Origin of the sequence: uncultured Aquimarina sp. (assembly GCF_947496855.1) — a bacterium.
In the GTDB taxonomy this organism is placed as follows: Bacteria; Bacteroidota; Bacteroidia; order Flavobacteriales; family Flavobacteriaceae; genus Aquimarina.
Map to the genome: position 1 here is coordinate 63,282 of NZ_CANMED010000009.1, position 17,464 is coordinate 80,745.

Here is a 17,464-nt window from a genome sequence, read left to right on the forward strand (position 1 = left end):
ATATCTGTTTTTTTTTAAGGTTTGAATAATTATATTTTTTCCATTTCAGTATAATTGGATGCCATTATAGAATTAATGACTTCATTATCTACTGGATACCATCGTTTGTCTTGTGTGTTTTTAATACTGGTGTTGGCACTGTGTACTGTGGCTACGAAACCTTTTTCGTAGGTATGACTTTTTACATTCACTCCCCATTGCCAGGCAAAAACAGCATCTTCTCCAATATTGATATCCTGAAATTGATGGTGTTGCCACACCTTTTTTTTGTACGACATAGTAGCACCTGCAACCCATGCTTTTTGCTCTTTTGGATACTGATATTTCCAAGCTTTTTGTGTCTCAGGATTATAGAAATATAACTGAGATAAGCCACAGATATCTGCACCACTAGAGTGTAGTGCTGATACCTGATGTTGTAACCAATCAGAAGCATACCAATCATCATCATCCCAATGCACAATGATTTCGCCGGATGCTTTTTTACAGCAAAAATTCCGTTTGGCACCGATGGTCATCCGTTCCGTAAGCCGAAAATATTTTATTTCTGGATGGTCTGGAATTGAATGTTCGATAGATTCATTTCCATCGTCTGCTATGATCAGTTCTTTAAAGGGGTAATTTTGGCTTAAAAATCGTTGAATTGCTTCTCCAACAAATTGAGAACGATTATACGTGGGCATAATACAGCTTACCGTCTCTGATAACTTTCTCTTTTGGTTGTAAAAAGCTTTATTTCTGATCACTAGCTCAAATTCATTACAGGGAATCCATCCTTCTGGAGAGGGTTTATTTCCTAAAGTAAATTGCCAACTATTAGAAGAATGCCTAAGATATACATACTGATTATCGGCCTCTATTTTCTTAAGCCTAGCATTTTTCTCTATCCCCTGCATTAAAAAATCAGCATCTTCTCTTAGTGAAGTATTAGGATAAGGACCTGCTATCTCCCATACTTTTTTTAGAAAAACTAGTGTTCCTCCAGCAACATTCTCAACAAAAAGTTGGCGATGTAATTCATCCTTACACCTCCAAAAACTCCAATCGTCTAGTCCAAAAAACGGAATGTTGCTTAATGCTGTAATTTCACACTCGCCAGTTATTATAGGTGTTATTTGAACCCTTAATCTCTTGGGGCCATATAGATCATCATCATCCCATTGTGCAATGATTTTCCCACCTGCATGTAAACAAGCTATATTCCGTTTGCCTCCAATACTTTGTTCTGTTGTCTTTATGAAATGAATATTTTTTGCTTCAGGAAACTTTGCAGGAAGGTCAGTTAGATCGTTATATACTATTATCAATTCTTTGTTCTGGTATTCTTGTTCTAGAAAATATCGAATAGATTGTTCAAGATATCCTGCACGATTAGCTGTAGGCATGATACAACTTACTAATGGGCTTTCATCAAGTACAACCATATCTGGATGTATAATGGTTGAGGTATTCTTTTTCCTGTATTCTTTTTCCCAGGAACAATTTGCTTTAAGCGTTTTGATACCAGATAAGTTTTTAGAATGTAACTTTTGGATTTTTTTCTTTAAAGAATATTTGTCGTTTAGCTGATTGCAATAGCTATCTTTTATGATTCTTGTGACACAAATATTGGTTAAAACAACTGCCTGTTTATTTTTGAGATGCGCTCTTATGTTATAATCTAATACCCAGTAGTCTTCTGTTTCATAAGAGATATCCGCATCTCCGATTTCATCCACTAGTTCTTTTCTAACGAAATAACAGTATGTTGGATTTTCATCGGTTAATGAAATGAAACGATATTTGATGTCAGATTTTGTGACTAAAGCATCTAATGGTGTGTCGATTAATTTTTTTTGTTGTAAACGAGGCGTCAATGACGGTATAAGAATTGCTTGTTCAGGCGAATGATTAAAGTGTACGATCATTTGTAATAACTGCGAGATGGTAATCTCCACACCTGCTTCGATCCATAAAAAAGCTTCGACTCCTGTTGTACTAATGAGTTGATTAAAGAAACTTGCTTTTGTAGCAATTTGTTTTTCAGATAGCACTTGTACAAAAGGCATATGTGATGTAATAGCAGGTGTTTTGGTATTCGTAAGCAAATAAAGCTTATGGATCGCATAGAACTGCCCATAATTAAGACTTGCTAGCGATTTATCAATCATAGCTTTTGTAGCCTGTGGAGCTGCATAAATACCTATGTTTATCTTTCTAATGACCTTATCTAACATATGCATATTTTATAAGGTGATGAACATATGCATTTTTAGACCTTGTTTCTGTACTTACTCGTACTGGAGAATCAGCATCAGGCGTATCTGCAGGAGGACTCGTAAAAGCTGGAGTCTCAGTTGCTAATGAAACGGGACCCCCAGTTGTCCCTCCTATTTCTGAAGTTTCAGAGGTTTCGGAATATTGATGTTCATGTGTCTGGAAAGCATCTTCTTGGAAAGTTCCTATTTTATTTATATTATCAGAAGAAGCATTTTCTTCGTTAGCCAAAAGCCTTTGGTCTTGATCAGGATCATTTCCTGAATTACCTGCTGCTCCTCTAAGAAAATATCCTCTATAATCGGGAATGCGAAATGTTTGATCTGCAGGTAAATCATTGGTTACTTCTGTGGGCTCTCCAGAAAGGCTGTACAGAAAACCAATTGCCTGAAAAAGTTCTGGATATGCTCTACAATACAATAGTCGTCCATCACAAACTATCCAACCACTAGCTTCTATATTATTAGTGATTCCTGTTGTTTGTTGGATACTTGTATATGGTTGCTGATTATCTGGAGGTGATGAAACAGGTGTGCTTACTATCCCAGCATAAGCAATGACAGAACCTATTGGAGCGTCACCTCCTTGATTTATAAATGATTGTATCATGAGATTGAAATTATTTCGATATTATTAAAAGGTAATTCGTCTCCATCCTGTAACCATTGCATATTTGTAGGAACTACTATTTCCCATGATTCATCGGTCATATGGGGTACGATATCAGTATCTGTTGTCTTTTTAAGAGCTACGGCAATGGGTTTATCGGATTCTATAATTGGTGTTATTGGATTAGCAGTATATGGGACTAAACCTGTACTCAGATAATAAAGCATTTGATAATTAAAATCAGGTGTTACCGGGACCATTACTCGAACGTGTTTATTGTCAGAATATTCACTAAATGCTTGATCTATATGAAAATTTTGTATGGATTTATGAATGTTTTCTTTTTGTGGAGCGTTATTTTCTTGATAAAATTCATATACACTTTCTTTCCACTCCATTGCAGATTCAAAGAACTGGTAGTAAGTAGGTTGATTGATATCTGTCATGAGAGAATCAATAGGAGATTGTATGGCAGTATTTTTTTCTAGATTGATAGTATATAGCAAAGCTTTACAGGAATTAATCACAGATCGGTTGATCCAATTTTTTGTTTTTGCTTTGTTTGTATCTTTAATCTCATCTATAGTACTTTTTGCCATTGCTATATTATTCGTATATGCTTTTATGATCGCATCATATACGGCAATTCTCCAAGTATTCATTAATGTATTAGAAGGTGTCGTTTGTATGCCTACTGCTATATAAAACCCTGGTGATGTTGGAGGAGAGGTATAAGAAGAAGTTTCGTTTACTACAATAGGAATGACATTAGCTGCATTTTCGGGATGAATAGAATCCTGAAGTGTAATAGTACGCTTAGAAGTAGTGATTTCATTTTCTGATGTGGTAAGGTCAATCATAGCAGTACCTACTAATAATTTCATATCCGAATTTATGGTGTAATTTACTTCTGTCTGATATGGAATGTACCCTTCTTCTATAGGCAACATTTGAGCAGTCATTTTATCATCATTAAAAAAAACATAAAATGTTTTTAATTCTTCAGGAGGAAGTGGTACTCCCTGTACTCCATAATCAGCTGCTAATGTTGCATAATTTTTACGAGAGATAGATTCAAAAGAAATGATAGGTTCTGTTCTATTAGCGGGAGGGATCAATCCATTTTCTATTAGATTGATATCACCTTCTATGTTAGGAAAAGGTTTGTCGATGAGAAATTCTAGTAGAAACCGATTTCCATAATTAATCACGCGAGCATTATATATTTTATTAACCCAATTATAGATACCTCGTACATTGAGTTCATTCGTACGATTGTCTAACGTATGTACTACGGCTTCTTCGGTTTTACTCACTTGATTTCTTGTAAATACCTGTTTTATATTGTGGCTCATACGTGCTATAGTTTGATCTAGCACTTTTTTTGCAAAATGAGTATCATTTGTTTTATCATGTAGATCAGGTGTTCTTGTTAATGTCACCTCACCATTATAAGTTCCTGTAGTGGGAGGACCGTATGAGGCCTCTAACTTGTTGTAATTATCAGTATTGGTATCTGTACCTGTTAGCGTATTACTAATTTCTGTGTTCAATCCTCTAAGACTTGTTTCCCATGTAGTATCATTCTCTAGAATAGTTTCATTCGTGTTTACAGTAGTTTCATTCATTTCCTGCGAGGAAGCGTTACTTCGTTCCTTTATTTCGCCAGAAAGGACATTTTCTATATGAGCAATTTCTCCCGATCGATATCCTATTAATTTATGCTGAATCATATGTAAATCGCCAATGGCATAAGGGACTACTGTTCCTTCGATCTGAGCTATGTTTTGTAAACTACCAGTATTGGCAGGAAGAGGAAATACGGGAGCAGGTAATACGATAGAAGCATTTAGGATGTGAATTAATTCTTCTTCGTTTGGGTTGAGCATAAGATGGTCAAGAATATTACAAACTAATAAAACTTTGATGTCGTCTTGTAATCCTTTGATATTAAAAAAATTGAGCACTGTTAATGCAAAAACATTTTGCCAAACTTGATCTTTTAATTGACTATATGAAGTATCTGTTAGAGCTTCTCCTAAAGTATCAGATACAATATCTAATTCTTTTAAAATTAGTGCTTCTAGTTCATTGCTAGTTGTATATTCGAATCGATGAGTACGATCATAAATAGCAGGAAACTTGTTGTAAGGAAATGGGAGCGAATTAGTATCTATGATATATTGACCAGTATAGGGTGCTGCTCCATTGACAAATTCAAAGGCTTCTGCTGTTATTTTCTCTCGTGCTCCAGGTTCTGGCACTCCATTATTATTAAAACAAGATAAGAAATTAGCATATAAATTAGGAACATGTGGACTAAGTATGATCTCTTGATACTCCATAAAATACATTTCTTCTGCTGAGGTAAGATCTGGCCATTTTCTCAAATAGACATACGGAAATAAATCATTATAATCAGCTGGCAAAATTGTTTCTTCTTCTGGGATAGTAGGTTCTGGTAAAGGATCAATAGGGTCAACAGGTTCTATTGGATCAGGAATAGGATCTACAGGAGTTGGTGATATATCATTAGGAATACGCATGATATTACCTTCGAAATGATTTTCTAAATCTAGACAATAAAAAGTATTGATCCAGATAAAATTCTGATCATTACTTTTATAGAGCATCATTTCTCCTTTTATATTAATCTTATCAGGAAAAATAAGTTCAAATGGTTCTGTTTCATCAGTGCAAAGACATCCTTTCCAATAAAAGATTTCATTATTTTGAGTCTTATCTTTTCTTAATAATCGATATTCGACATAACAACACCCAGAACTATTACAGTCAGATATTTCAAGTGCATTTCCTTCAAATGAAAATTCGAAAAGAAATTGTTTTTTATTACATGTTTCTAATTGATACGTATACATGGTATTTTATTTTTTAGGTATATTTTAAAAAAAAATTGAAATGATTTCATTCGATATACAAACAGTGTTACTTAAAAAATGATTTTTATTCGTTGATTTTATACCAGTTTATGTATCAAAACTTGATCAATGATACTGTGTTTTTTACCCTCTCAAATCCTATGTTAATTCAATAAACTATTGAAATAAAATGTAGGGAAGAAGAATGGGAAAATGAACAGGTATATATACGGTATTTTTAATCCAAAAGAATATCAGACTTTACTTGGAGCTGTTTTTTCCTTCAGTATATAATGCAGGTTATTATAATCATCTGATGTGATGATACTAATAATTTACTACAGATAGTATAGTATTCTCATTTGTTGTGATGCACATTATCTTTTGATTACTAAAAATTATTTTTTAGAGATAAGTATCCCCAATATTTTTATTTTAGTAATTTATAATATAGGCTCTAACTCGAATCTAAAAGGGGTTGCATTAATTCCTGTACCGCCACCAGTCATAATTAGATTTGCGTTGGTTATTCCTTGTAAGGAAATCCTAGTGTTTTCATCACTAATAATTGCAGATTTTACTGCATCTCCTTCTTTAATTTGAGAATTGACTCCAACATATATATAGGGTTCAAATTCGAATACAGCTTTCTCTCCAGGAGATACTCCTTTTTTTATTGCTGCTAATTTGCCTCCTCTATAGATCTCAGCATCTATTGAGCCAACAGCTAAGTCGTTTTTAATCTGGACATCTGTATAGTTTGATGTTTTTATAGGATCTAATTGAAGTATATCTCCAGAGTCTGAATATTCGACGTCCCATTTCTGGCCATAAGATGCTGGTAGTCGATCTGATACATTTCTATAAGAATCTATAACTCCTACATCGAATTCTGTTGGATATATAAAATCATGAGTCCAATTGACTCCACAATTTCTGATTACATGCCAAGCCACTGCAATTTCTTCATAGTCTATGGCTACATTTCTTAGAAAAATAACTACTTGTGAGTTATTCTTGTCATATGATTTATTGATAAAGGTTATATTGATGCTCATTGTTTTAAGAATAATAATATCTGATCTTTTAGAAAAGGAGTCAGACATAGCCCTATTTTTTTTAATTATATTGTTTAAACTTTGAACTTGTTATAAAAGACAATTTTATTGTAGCAAATCCAAAGTACAAATGGTATTAAACCGGACTTATCCATTAGTATTCATATACTGATCCATAGTTAAATCAAAACATTTGTGTGAAAAATGTGATTGATTTGTTGCTCAATCAAGCTTTGACCTTTTTGATGCTAATGATATAAGCCCTGTTTAAGTTTCTGTAATTAAATCTATTAGATATTAATATTAAAAAATTACAGTTGCATACTATATTGTATAGTTTATTATGATGTTGGTATTAAGTCAAATTGAAAAGGCGTAGCATTCACTCCAGTTCCACCACCTGTCATAATTAAACTAGCTTTAGTTAATCCAAGCAAAGAAAATTTCTGATTAATATCACTAAGAATAGAAGAGTTAATAATCTCACTCTGTACTACTTGAGCATTTACACCTACATAGATATAAGGCTCGAATTCGAATACAGCTTTTTCTCCTGGAGACACTCCTGTTTTGGTTGCTAATAAATTTCCGTTTTTATAAATCTGAGCATCTATAGAGCTTGTTGGAAGTGAGTTTTTCACTTCGACTTCTGTGCTACTTGATCCAGGATTAGAATCCAATTGTAACACATCTCCAGAAGTAGAACGAACAACATCCCATTTCTGCCCGTTTACTGCCAACTGTTGATCCGATACGTTTCCATAAGAGTCAGCTGCAGCTACGTCAAATTCCATTGGGTATATAAATTTATGACTCCAATTACGACCACAATTCTGAATTACTTTCCAAGCAATAGCTGTTTCTTCAAAATTTGTAGCCACGTTTTTTTGAAAGATGACAATTTCAGAATTATTCATGTCATCAGAGTTGTTGATAAATGTGATTTCGATATCCATTGTAGTATTGGTATTTACGATGTCTGATCTTTAAAACAGGAGCCAGACGTTACCCTTTTATTATTGTTTTTTAATTAACAATAGGTTATATAGTTTCATAGCTTACAGTAATGTCATTATTTTGTGCTCCGACTCGAAGATGTTCTGATTCAAGATCTTTTTTAAAAACAACCTTAGGTTCGCCATTCCTGAGACTAAATGGACTTTTATAACCTGCATTTCCTTTTATGGCACTTACAAATTCACCAGGTTTTTTTTCGTAATCAACATAAACTTCTGCGACACCCAAATCAGAACTAATAGTCATTGTAGGAGAATTTCCAAGATCAATTTCGGCGGTTTTATCTTTTTTGATTTTTGTTATTGTCATTTCAATTAAATTTTTATTAATGATTTTTCATAGTATATATTCAAAACTAAATACAGACTATTTTTGTTTGTATAGAAAACTTCTAAGGGTTTATATATCTCTTTTCTATTGGTATTTAAACACCTACCCATTTCTTACCGTCCCATCTTAATTCGTGTCCGAATGTTGGTTTTGCTTGAGAACTTAAAAATGGACCTGGAATGGTTGCTTTCTTTTCCCAATGAAAATTAGTTAATAACCAATCTTTAGAGTCAGGTGTGAATTGTTGGTATTTATCATGATCATGAGCACCTTGATCTCCATACATTGTTGCATCTCCTCCTGATTCGTGGGTGAATTTTTGTACTAAATATTTTGGCATGTTATGTTTTTTAAAAAAATGTTAAAGCTTTATTTTCTCAACCAATGATAATTTTTAGGGTATAAAATCACTTTAAAAATTATCATTAGTTTTTGTAGATACGTATTTACTAATATGCTAGTTCAAATGATTTCTGTTTTTGGGCACCTCCTTTCATATTTTTAGATGTATTAATAATTTGATATGTAGTTAATTTCGTATCAATATGTCTTTTTATATTCATTAAAGTAATTAACTCTTACAAAGCACGTTTTTTCATGACTTTATAGATGGAAGTTATGTTCATAGTAATTGAACTTATGTTCTAAAAGAGGGAATTAATCTCATTATTTTGTTAAAAAAGCATCAAGATTGATTTTGATTAACTCATCCTAATAAACAAACCAGAAAATCCTCCAGGGATATCCGGAGTCTGATTATTTCCATCATCGGGATTATAATAATCTGTTGCATCACTTGCAATCCAATGTTGTCCATCACCACAAAGAATGATGTCATATTCATTTACAGGAGGTCTATTATATACTAATCCAGGCTGATCCTGTGTAGCGACTCCTAAATTATCCAACGTTGCTAATTCTGCATTAATTAATTCCTGAAAAAAACCTAATGCAAGAAGCGCATCATTATTAAAGTTAACAATTATATTATCGGGATCTACTCCAACGTTAATCGCCGTATTAACAACAGAAGACGGCAATGACATTCTTGTATCATTGACAATCAGATTAGGATTATTTACGAATTGTTCTTGTACTGACCCAGCTATAAATCCATCTTGTATAACCTGAATAGCTATATATGCCTGAACTCCTAATTCATTATCGGGGGTTTCTACATTAATCCCAATGATACCATGACTTGGCAAATGTGGTAATGCGGGCAAATTCCCTTCCAATTCAATCTCATTTATTATCGCCGCCAGCGCAAATCCACCACAACAGTTATTTGGATTTGGGTTAATTTGATTTTGGTTTCCTGTAAAGTCTAACATTTTTTTGTTTTTTTAGGTTCATATACAATACCTAATATTCTATTATAGATTCTCAAGTTTCTTGATTTGGTTTATACTATATTTTGTTATGTGTAATTTTGTTTATGTAGTATTACAACTTGTGAAAATATGTATAGCATATTTGACACTTACAAAGCACGGTGTTTTTTGTTTTTCAGGATATAAGCTATGTTCATAGTAATTGAACACATGTTCTAATATGGGGAATTAATCTATTTTTATTGCCAATAAAAAACTCGATATACTTATTCTATTATAAAAATTACATTATTGGATTATAGTAATTTGTTTTTGTTATTCTTAGTCTAATACTATTCATAACTGGAAAGGATTATATTACACTTGATGATTAGAGTTTTGTTATAAGCTGATTCTATCAGGTCGTGTGGAAAGTTTCTTAACTATCAAAAGAGGTTAATTCAATAATAATAAATCTCTGTGGTTAATTTGGACATTTTATGATTTTGTTAGTTAAAATTAAAAATACTCAAATAAGATGAATGTGTTTTCATCTATTTGGCTGTAATTTTATGAAAATTCATAAAGTAAAGAGACGTAACAAAACAAATACTATGGAAGCTTCAGAAAAATATTTAAAAGATGCAGAACATCTAGCTAATTCATTAGAAGATAATTCTTATATAGTTACCTTAACTAAAGAAAATTTTGTTCAGTTATCTATTGAATAAAAACAAAAACTGATGGGTTCAAATTTATTTATGGATTCGAATTCAATATCATATTTAAAACCAAAGTCTAAATAAACAATCACCACCAGAATGCAATTAGCACGGATTTAAGAGCGAAGAAAGGAGATAAGTGACGATCAGTCCTTAATGAGTTTTTCGTGAAGTAAATCAAGCTATTGAAGGAAGGTGAAAAAAGCAAAAAACAAAGTCTAAATAAACGGATCGTTTTAAATACTTATAGCACAAACTTTTATGTTCTAGCTTTTACACATCGGTAACGCATAGAAAAGTACCTGGCCATTTTACACAAGGAACGTTGGGACCTGCTTTTACGGAGAGTAGTTCTTGTTTATTTAAAACTTGAACATTTTGTAAATTTAACAGTTTTTCTAACATAATAAAATATTGAATAATGAGGACGTTAGTTTAAAGTTTGTAGATGAACAAACATATTTTTGGGATAATGTTTGTAATTTCTATTAAAAAACTGAAGACCTTAATTAGATTCATACTCCAATAAAAAGAAAAGATATAAAAGTCCAATAAAACGATGGATCAATATCAATTCGAATTATGGCATTTAATAATTATTATACCCGTTTGGCTTTTAGGGATGTGGTTTACTAATTATATTAGAAAAAAGAAATATAAAGGGTTCTAAAATATAGAATTTTCATAGTATTAGAATTCTATATTTCCGTCCACATCCATTCACCAGTATTCTTATTTACATAGTAGTATATTTTGTCACATTCAAAGCTTTGATATGTGTTGATAAGCTTTTTGAAAATTGATTTAGCCGCTCTTAGAGTTTTTTCGCTTTCTTGTTTTCCTTCTATATTATAAACAGTATAGGTGTGGTATTTTAGCAACGCATAATAGCTCCCAGAATTACTAACCTTTATGTAAGATATTCCACTGTATGCCCTTTCAATTTTTAAGTTAATAAAAGCATCATTTACATTAAGCGCTGAAAAGGAACTGTTCATTGATAGGAAATTTCCCACAAATTCAGGAATAATTCCATATAAATAGCAATAAAGAGTTTGTATATTTGGGATATAATATAAAACTGTATGTGTTACGAAGCGTCGCAATATCGAAAAGTAAAGAAGTTAGAAGCTCATTACGGAGCTAGAAGATCAGAAAAATTGAATTTCCTGAAGATCTAAATCTTATAATTAAAAATTTAGCATCGAACTATCAAAAAATGTATGTAAAAACGGAGCTGATCGTTGTTTTGTTACACAAATGTTTTACAAAATTATTTTTTATTCATTTAAGTAATTGATATTCAGTTAAAAGATATTAGTCTGGGGGCCGTGTGGTCGCAGGTTCAAATCCTGTCATCCCAACCAAGAAAACCTCCTTGTTTTCAGTAGATAACAAGGGAGTGTTTCTTCTTCATGTTATAGGTAGTTAGCTTTTAGTATATTGGGATTCGTGCCAAAGTGTGCATACGAAAATATGCATAACCTTAAAAAAATCGATCAATTAAATTTAAAGCTATAAGAGGAAACTATACAATGTTTTATGTACGAGAAGTATTATAAATCGCGTAAAGTGCGAAGAGCTTTATTTTCAATTATGTTAACTATAGTGCTATGAGATGTTTTCTAATCTCATTTATAAGTCATAAAAAAATTTATCCAGATATTTCTAGATATTCTAAGAATTATAGGAAGAGAAAAAATCATTACTAAAACAATGATACAATATGTAATAATCAAATCTATGCCAAATAAGAGGTTCGATATAATAAAAGCCGCACTTGCAAACATAATACCTACAGGATAACTTACATACATAGCACCATAAAAAAAAGAAGGCTCTATTTTATATTTTGTTTGGCAAGAACTACATCGTTCTTTCATTTTTAATGTTTCTCTTAATTTGTATGGATTTTTCTCAGAATACATACTTTCATTTTGACAAACGGGACAACTACCTTTTAAGATACTGTTGATTTTTGTTCCTTTTAGAAATTTCATATGATATAGTATTTGTAAATAAAAGACTTTATTTTTATTACAATAAATATTTTAATTCATTCTGTAAGCCTGTATTTTCTTTATTTAAAATGTAAATTTAATAATGTTTAGGTTTTAAACATTCAGAGTTTTATCACATTTTTTTGTACTTTTAGGACATATTTTACTTTTTCTTGAAAACGATACCAATATTAAATATTGCTCAATTTGAAAAGGAAGAATCCTTGTCTGATTTTTACAGTAATGATCTAAAGAATCATTTGCTAAAAAATAAGGAAATCTTTCATAGACCCCATAAGCATGACTTTTACCTATGCGTATTTTTTTTAAAAGGTTGTGGCTTACATGAAGTTGATTTTAATTCTTACACAGTATCACCAGGAAGTGTCTTTTTTTTGATGCCAGGTCAGACACATTATTGGAAATTTGACAAACAGCCAGAAGGTTATATCTTCTTTCATTCTCAAGATTTTTATGAATTTCATTTTTCAAACAAAAAACTCCAACAATTTCCATTTTATTATTCATATAATAACCCGCCTTATATACACTTGACGGTAGATAAGATTTATGGATTAAAGGCTTATTTCAATGAGGTAAATTTAGAGTTTCATCAAAATCTTCCTTTTAACAAACAAAAGATAGCCAGTTTAGTTGATCTTATTTATATTGATTTATCTCGTTTATACGTAGATAAAAAAACTAGATATACATCTTCAACTCCGATTTACTTACAAACGTTATCTGCTTTAGAAGCTACAATAGAAGAATTTTATAAAACAGAAAAATCCGCAAAATTCTATGCAAAAAAACTTAATATTACCGCTAAACACTTGAATCGGATTACAAAAACAACATTGAATAAAACTACAACAGGATTAATAACGGAACGTATTCTATTGGAAGCAAAACGACTAATTGTACATTCTGATAATTCTTTGTCCTTAATTGGACAAAGTTTAGGTTATGACGATTATGCCTATTTCTCTAAGGTTTTTAAATTGAAGACACATAAAACACCCTTGGAGTTTAGAAAAGAATATCGGTTGTAAAGTAAGCTAAATTAGATCTTAGCGATGTAATAAAAAATCCAATCATTTCTGATTGGATTTTTTATTAATACTAGTATTTACTATGCGTGATAATAGCGTTCTCTATAAATTTTACCGTCTTTCCATTCTGTTACTACTGTTTGTTCAGAGAGCATTGTGCTTCCGCCTTTAAGTTTTAATTCCATTACTGCATCATAGAAAGAATGGTTTCCATTAATAGCATAATTTTTTATATCATATCTAATGAATTCTGAAAGTTGATTATCGATAAAATCTTGTTCAAATTTTAGATTAAATTCTTTTCCTTTTTTGGGTTCATCATTACTTTCTCTTAGTTCAACATCATTATGTAAATAAGTGTCCATAGCTTCAATGAAAGCTCCTTTTGATAATAATTGGTGAACGTGCTTCAGGTTGTTTTCGATTATAGTTTCCATATGTGTTTTATTTTTTGGATTAATTATATGTGCAAATTTAGGACAGAAGTAAAGGTTGCAAAATGTAAATTATTCCTTAAGAGCGATAGATTTTTCTTTTTTGATAAAATTTATTTGTTTATTTGAGTATGAGATTAGATTATTCAAGTATAAAAGATGAGAGTTCCTTTATTCTTACTGATTTTAATTGCTCTCCGGCATTAGGTTTACTAAGAGATAAAGGATTATATAAAATCATATGGAGTAAGGATCACGGGGTAAGTTTTCGTATAGATGGTTCTTTTATTGAGTTAAAGAAAGATCAAATCGTCTTTTGTACCCCGATGAATGTATTAGAGATTGATAAAAATACGGACGGTATCATTTCATTAGTCTTTAATAGAGAATTTTATTGTATTAGAGATCATGACCAGGAAGTCTCTTGTAATGGGTTTTTGTTTTTTGGTTCTTCTGTTCCACAGATATTAACACTCAATGAAAAGGATAAAATAAGTTTCTCGATAATGTTCGATTCTTTTAAAGAGGAATTTGAAAACAAAGACCAAATACAAGGTGAAATGCTTCAGACACTTCTAAAAAGATTTCTTATTAAATCTAGAAGACTTATAAAGGAGGACTTGCCAGAACCGGATTTGCCAAATAATCAATTGGATATTATTAGGAAGTTTAATATTTTGATTGAACAACATTTTAGGGAAAAACATCAAGTAGCTGAGTATGCAGAACTGTTGTTTAAATCTCCGAAAACCTTATCTAATTTATTTCATAAATATAGCGATAAATCGCCTTTAGCGACTATTAACGAGCGTATCGTACTTGAAGCAAAAAGATTATTGATATACTCAGACAAAACTTCAGAGGAAATAGCCTATGAGTTAGGGTATAAAGAAGCGGGACATTTTTCTAAATTTTTTAAGAAACACGCAGGTATGAATCCCACGGAGTTTAAAAGTAGAAAACTCACAAATTATTAAAATTCAGAATGCTAGTATTTTAATTAGAACAATTAAAAAAGACCAACTATTTCTAGTTGGTCTTTTAAGATATATTACATGAAATTTTAAAAGATTAATTCTTCATATTGTCTTTCACCAAATTGTAAAATTTATCAAATTTCGGATCAATTATGATTCTCGTTACAGTTTCAATACCTTCAGTACTAAACTCGCTTTTTCCTATAGCTTCCAGGCGTTTAGCGTCCACTTTATAATCTGATTGTAGCACTCTCACAATAGAAGCAGCTTGTCTGGAGCTTAAATCCCAATTGTCTATAAGCTTTTTCCCATCAAGTTTTAGGGCATTACTATTTCCTTCTACCAGTACATTAAGATTTGGATTGGCATTTAGTGTAGCAGCAATCTTTTCTAATGTTGGTTTTGCTTTTTCATCTACAATATAATTTTTATCGTCTTCTCCGAAAAGTGTAGTATTAGGTAAAACTATATGTATTGTGCTATTACTGATTTTTATATTGTCACCTCCGATAGCATTTTTAAACTTACTAAATACAGCTAAATTGATAGAGTCATTAGCCGTAATTGCATCATTGATTGCATTTAGTTGTTGATCTTTTACTTTAATGATTTCTTGTGAGGTCTGCAGATTAGTGGCTTTTTTGTTAGAAAGCTCTGTGAAACTACTCATGTTAGTTAATAGCGTAGCATTAGTTTCTTTAAGGTCGGCTACCTGAGTCTCCATTGTTTTTACTTTGGACTGACTTACTCTTTCATTTTTACGAGCTTCAGTTAGTTCTCCTTCTGTAGTCTTTATTTCTTGTCTAAGCTTATCAATTTCTGCTAGTAGGTCTTTCTTTTTTTGTGCGTGTACAAATGTATTGGTCAATAACAATACAGAGGCAAATAAAATAATTTTTCTCATGGGTTTAAGCGATTTGTTGCAGCAGCAAAAATAAAACAATTTTATAAACTATAACCAAAAACCAGAGGTTATGACTTTTCTAACAGTTTCTTCGCATTATTAATACTAGAATTAATTTGATCTTTCAACTTATTCACTTCAATTTCTTCTTCCTGAAGCATTTTCATTTTAGCAGTAAATTTTTCTATGTCCTTCGTTGTGTTTTCTTCTCCATGTGGAAACTTAGTACTAAAATCACTCATCCAATCCATCATAAAATCATAAGAGTCCTTAAGATCTTTTTGGGCATTAGCATATGACTTACCTGTAGCGGTTGTATCAATTTTCGGTTCCAGATCTTTTATTAAAGAACTCATCGTTCCCATTTGAGGCATTACTTCATCGTGGACATCAATTACGTTTTGCATTAATGCGTCAAATTCTTGTTCTTCTTTAGATAGTTGATTACAGGAAACATTTAAAATGAGTCCTAAAATGAATAATAAGTAATATAATCTGTTAGTTTTCATGAGTATTGTTTTTTGTGTTTCAAATGTATTAATTTTTTAAGTATACAGGTGTAAGCCATTGTTGATTAATGAATTCTAGTGAGTTTGTACTTTTTTCTTCCATATTCTATTCCTAAAATTAATAAAAGACTTATTCCAAATAAAGGGAATATTAAAGAAAGTAATACAAGAATTACGATAATACCATATCCAACCTTAAATGAAGCTGGAACTTTGGGAACACCCCAACTTTTCTTTCGCTTTCTTAATAAATAAGATAGAATGGCAGATACACTCATTACGGTTAATGCAATAGCGGTAAGAAGAATTAACCACCAATTAATGATACCGAACTGGCCCTGATGAAACGCCATAAACCACATTCTGGCGCGCATTAAAATACCTACATCCGTCCAAGTGAGTTTTAGAATAGGTTCACCTGAGTATTGATCAAAATGTATTTTTTGTTGGGTGCTTAAATCAGAAGGATTAAAATTAGATATACTAAATACTCCTTTAGGTCCTTTGGGAAAACTTACTGTTACTTCACCTGGAAGTTCTATTGCTTTTGCTTTTAAAACCATTTGATCTAATGTTAATGGAGTTCCAGCAATATTGGACTTTAATTGATGACCTCCCCAAGTAGATGGGTACCCAGTATTGGTTAATTTTTGTACGGTTTTGAAGTTTTCTCCGAAAACGTCTGTCCAAGGAAAACCTCCCATTAAGATCATTAATAATAAGATAGATATCCAGAAACCAGAAATAGCATGAAGATCTCGATAAAAGGTTCTACGATTGATATTAGTCCGAGGAATAAAATACCCTTTTAATTTCCACCCTCTTTCTGGCCACCAAATATATAAGCCAGTAAGGATCAAAACAATCATCCAACTAGCAATCAATTCAATAATTTTAGTGCCAAATTTACCCATTAGTAATTCTCCGTGTAATTTTCGTACCGTATGCATATCCGTTTGTTTCGCAACTATCTCCCCAGAAACAGTACCAGAGTATGGATTTATAAATAAACTACTCTTACCGCCAAATCTTCCGGAGACAAACTCTGTAGCATGTTTAGGTGAACTTGGAATAACAATGGAATTTGGTTTTTTAATAGCCTTATCATTAGCTATCGCCAATTGTTCTTGGAAAGAAATTGAATTGTCTGTAACAACTACTTCTTTAATATATTTTTGTCTCGGAGTTTCATAATCAGATTTAAATAAATAAATAATTCCGGTTATAGAAAGTATAAGAATAAATGGAAGCGATATTAGTCCTGCTATGAAATGCCATTTCCAAAGCCATTTATTAAGTTTTGATTTTTTGTTCATGATTTCAATAATTATCAGAGGTTTATAAAAAGATCTACCTCCATTATTTCCTATTACCTCATAATAGAAAACAATATGTGTAAACCAA

General features: G+C 31.6%; 17 protein-coding genes. 3 read left to right on the plus strand and 14 right to left on the minus strand.

Annotation, left to right across the window (positions count from 1 at the left end; genetic code table 11):
• Positions 1–29: 29 nt before the first annotated feature.
• From Q0921_RS23850 to Q0921_RS23885, 8 genes are all read right to left on the minus strand, one after another.
• Positions 30–2,216 carry a glycosyltransferase family 2 protein gene (locus tag Q0921_RS23850; RefSeq protein ID WP_299261512.1) on the minus strand — a complete coding sequence of 729 codons (2,187 nt, stop codon included), beginning with the start codon at positions 2,214–2,216 and terminating at the stop codon, positions 30–32.
• Positions 2,206–2,865: a phage tail protein gene (locus Q0921_RS23855; protein WP_299261514.1), complete on the minus strand. Its 660-nt coding sequence runs from the start codon at positions 2,863–2,865 to the stop codon at positions 2,206–2,208. The genes Q0921_RS23850 and Q0921_RS23855 overlap by 11 nt, the downstream gene beginning before the upstream one ends.
• On the minus strand, positions 2,862–5,744 hold the full coding sequence (locus Q0921_RS23860) for a hypothetical protein (RefSeq protein ID WP_299261516.1): 2,883 nt from the start codon (positions 5,742–5,744) through the stop codon (positions 2,862–2,864). The genes Q0921_RS23855 and Q0921_RS23860 overlap by 4 nt, the downstream gene beginning before the upstream one ends.
• Before the next feature lie 443 nt (positions 5,745–6,187).
• Positions 6,188–6,850 (minus strand): hypothetical protein, encoded by a 663-nt coding sequence (locus tag Q0921_RS23865; RefSeq protein WP_299261518.1) that lies wholly within the window; start codon positions 6,848–6,850, stop codon positions 6,188–6,190.
• Between the two features lie 293 nt (positions 6,851–7,143).
• On the minus strand, positions 7,144–7,758 hold the full coding sequence (locus tag Q0921_RS23870) for a hypothetical protein (protein ID WP_299261520.1): 615 nt from the start codon (positions 7,756–7,758) through the stop codon (positions 7,144–7,146).
• A gap of 85 nt (positions 7,759–7,843) precedes the next feature.
• Positions 7,844–8,128 (minus strand): hypothetical protein, encoded by a 285-nt coding sequence (locus Q0921_RS23875; RefSeq protein ID WP_299261522.1) that lies wholly within the window; start codon positions 8,126–8,128, stop codon positions 7,844–7,846.
• Between the two features lie 115 nt (positions 8,129–8,243).
• Entirely contained in the window at positions 8,244–8,489 is a 246-nt protein-coding gene (locus tag Q0921_RS23880; protein WP_299261524.1) for a hypothetical protein, read from the minus strand.
• A 361-nt stretch (positions 8,490–8,850) separates the two neighbouring features.
• Positions 8,851–9,483 (minus strand): hypothetical protein, encoded by a 633-nt coding sequence (locus Q0921_RS23885; protein ID WP_299261526.1) that lies wholly within the window; start codon positions 9,481–9,483, stop codon positions 8,851–8,853.
• 551 nt (positions 9,484–10,034) lie between these two features.
• Here Q0921_RS23885 and Q0921_RS23890 point away from each other — a divergent pair.
• Complete coding sequence (locus Q0921_RS23890) at positions 10,035–10,193, plus strand: hypothetical protein (RefSeq protein ID WP_299261527.1); 159 nt, start codon at positions 10,035–10,037, stop codon at positions 10,191–10,193.
• 689 nt (positions 10,194–10,882) lie between these two features.
• Here the strand turns inward: Q0921_RS23890 and Q0921_RS23895 are convergent.
• Positions 10,883–11,182 carry a hypothetical protein gene (locus Q0921_RS23895; RefSeq protein WP_299261529.1) on the minus strand — a complete coding sequence of 100 codons (300 nt, stop codon included), beginning with the start codon at positions 11,180–11,182 and terminating at the stop codon, positions 10,883–10,885.
• Between the two features lie 633 nt (positions 11,183–11,815).
• On the minus strand, positions 11,816–12,184 hold the full coding sequence (locus tag Q0921_RS23900; protein ID WP_299261531.1) for a DUF983 domain-containing protein: 369 nt from the start codon (positions 12,182–12,184) through the stop codon (positions 11,816–11,818).
• A gap of 173 nt (positions 12,185–12,357) precedes the next feature.
• Between Q0921_RS23900 and Q0921_RS23905 the strand changes: the two genes are divergently transcribed.
• Complete coding sequence (locus tag Q0921_RS23905) at positions 12,358–13,236, plus strand: AraC family transcriptional regulator (protein WP_299261533.1); 879 nt, start codon at positions 12,358–12,360, stop codon at positions 13,234–13,236.
• 80 nt (positions 13,237–13,316) lie between these two features.
• Here the strand turns inward: Q0921_RS23905 and Q0921_RS23910 are convergent, their stop codons facing one another.
• A complete protein-coding gene (locus Q0921_RS23910; protein ID WP_299261535.1) occupies positions 13,317–13,673 on the minus strand; it encodes a hypothetical protein in 357 nt (118 codons plus the stop codon).
• Between the two features lie 128 nt (positions 13,674–13,801).
• On the opposite strand from Q0921_RS23910, the gene Q0921_RS23915 reads away from it, so the two are divergent.
• Entirely contained in the window at positions 13,802–14,647 is an 846-nt protein-coding gene (locus Q0921_RS23915) for an AraC family transcriptional regulator (protein ID WP_299261537.1), read from the plus strand.
• 94 nt (positions 14,648–14,741) lie between these two features.
• On the opposite strand, the gene Q0921_RS23920 is transcribed toward Q0921_RS23915, so the two are convergent.
• From Q0921_RS23920 to Q0921_RS23930, 3 genes are all read right to left on the minus strand, one after another.
• Positions 14,742–15,551 (minus strand): OmpA family protein, encoded by an 810-nt coding sequence (locus Q0921_RS23920; RefSeq protein ID WP_299261539.1) that lies wholly within the window; start codon positions 15,549–15,551, stop codon positions 14,742–14,744.
• Between the two features lie 68 nt (positions 15,552–15,619).
• Positions 15,620–16,060 (minus strand): hypothetical protein, encoded by a 441-nt coding sequence (locus tag Q0921_RS23925; RefSeq protein ID WP_299261541.1) that lies wholly within the window; start codon positions 16,058–16,060, stop codon positions 15,620–15,622.
• Between the two features lie 65 nt (positions 16,061–16,125).
• On the minus strand, positions 16,126–17,376 hold the full coding sequence (locus tag Q0921_RS23930; protein ID WP_299261543.1) for a PepSY domain-containing protein: 1,251 nt from the start codon (positions 17,374–17,376) through the stop codon (positions 16,126–16,128).
• Positions 17,377–17,464: the final 88 nt, after the last annotated feature.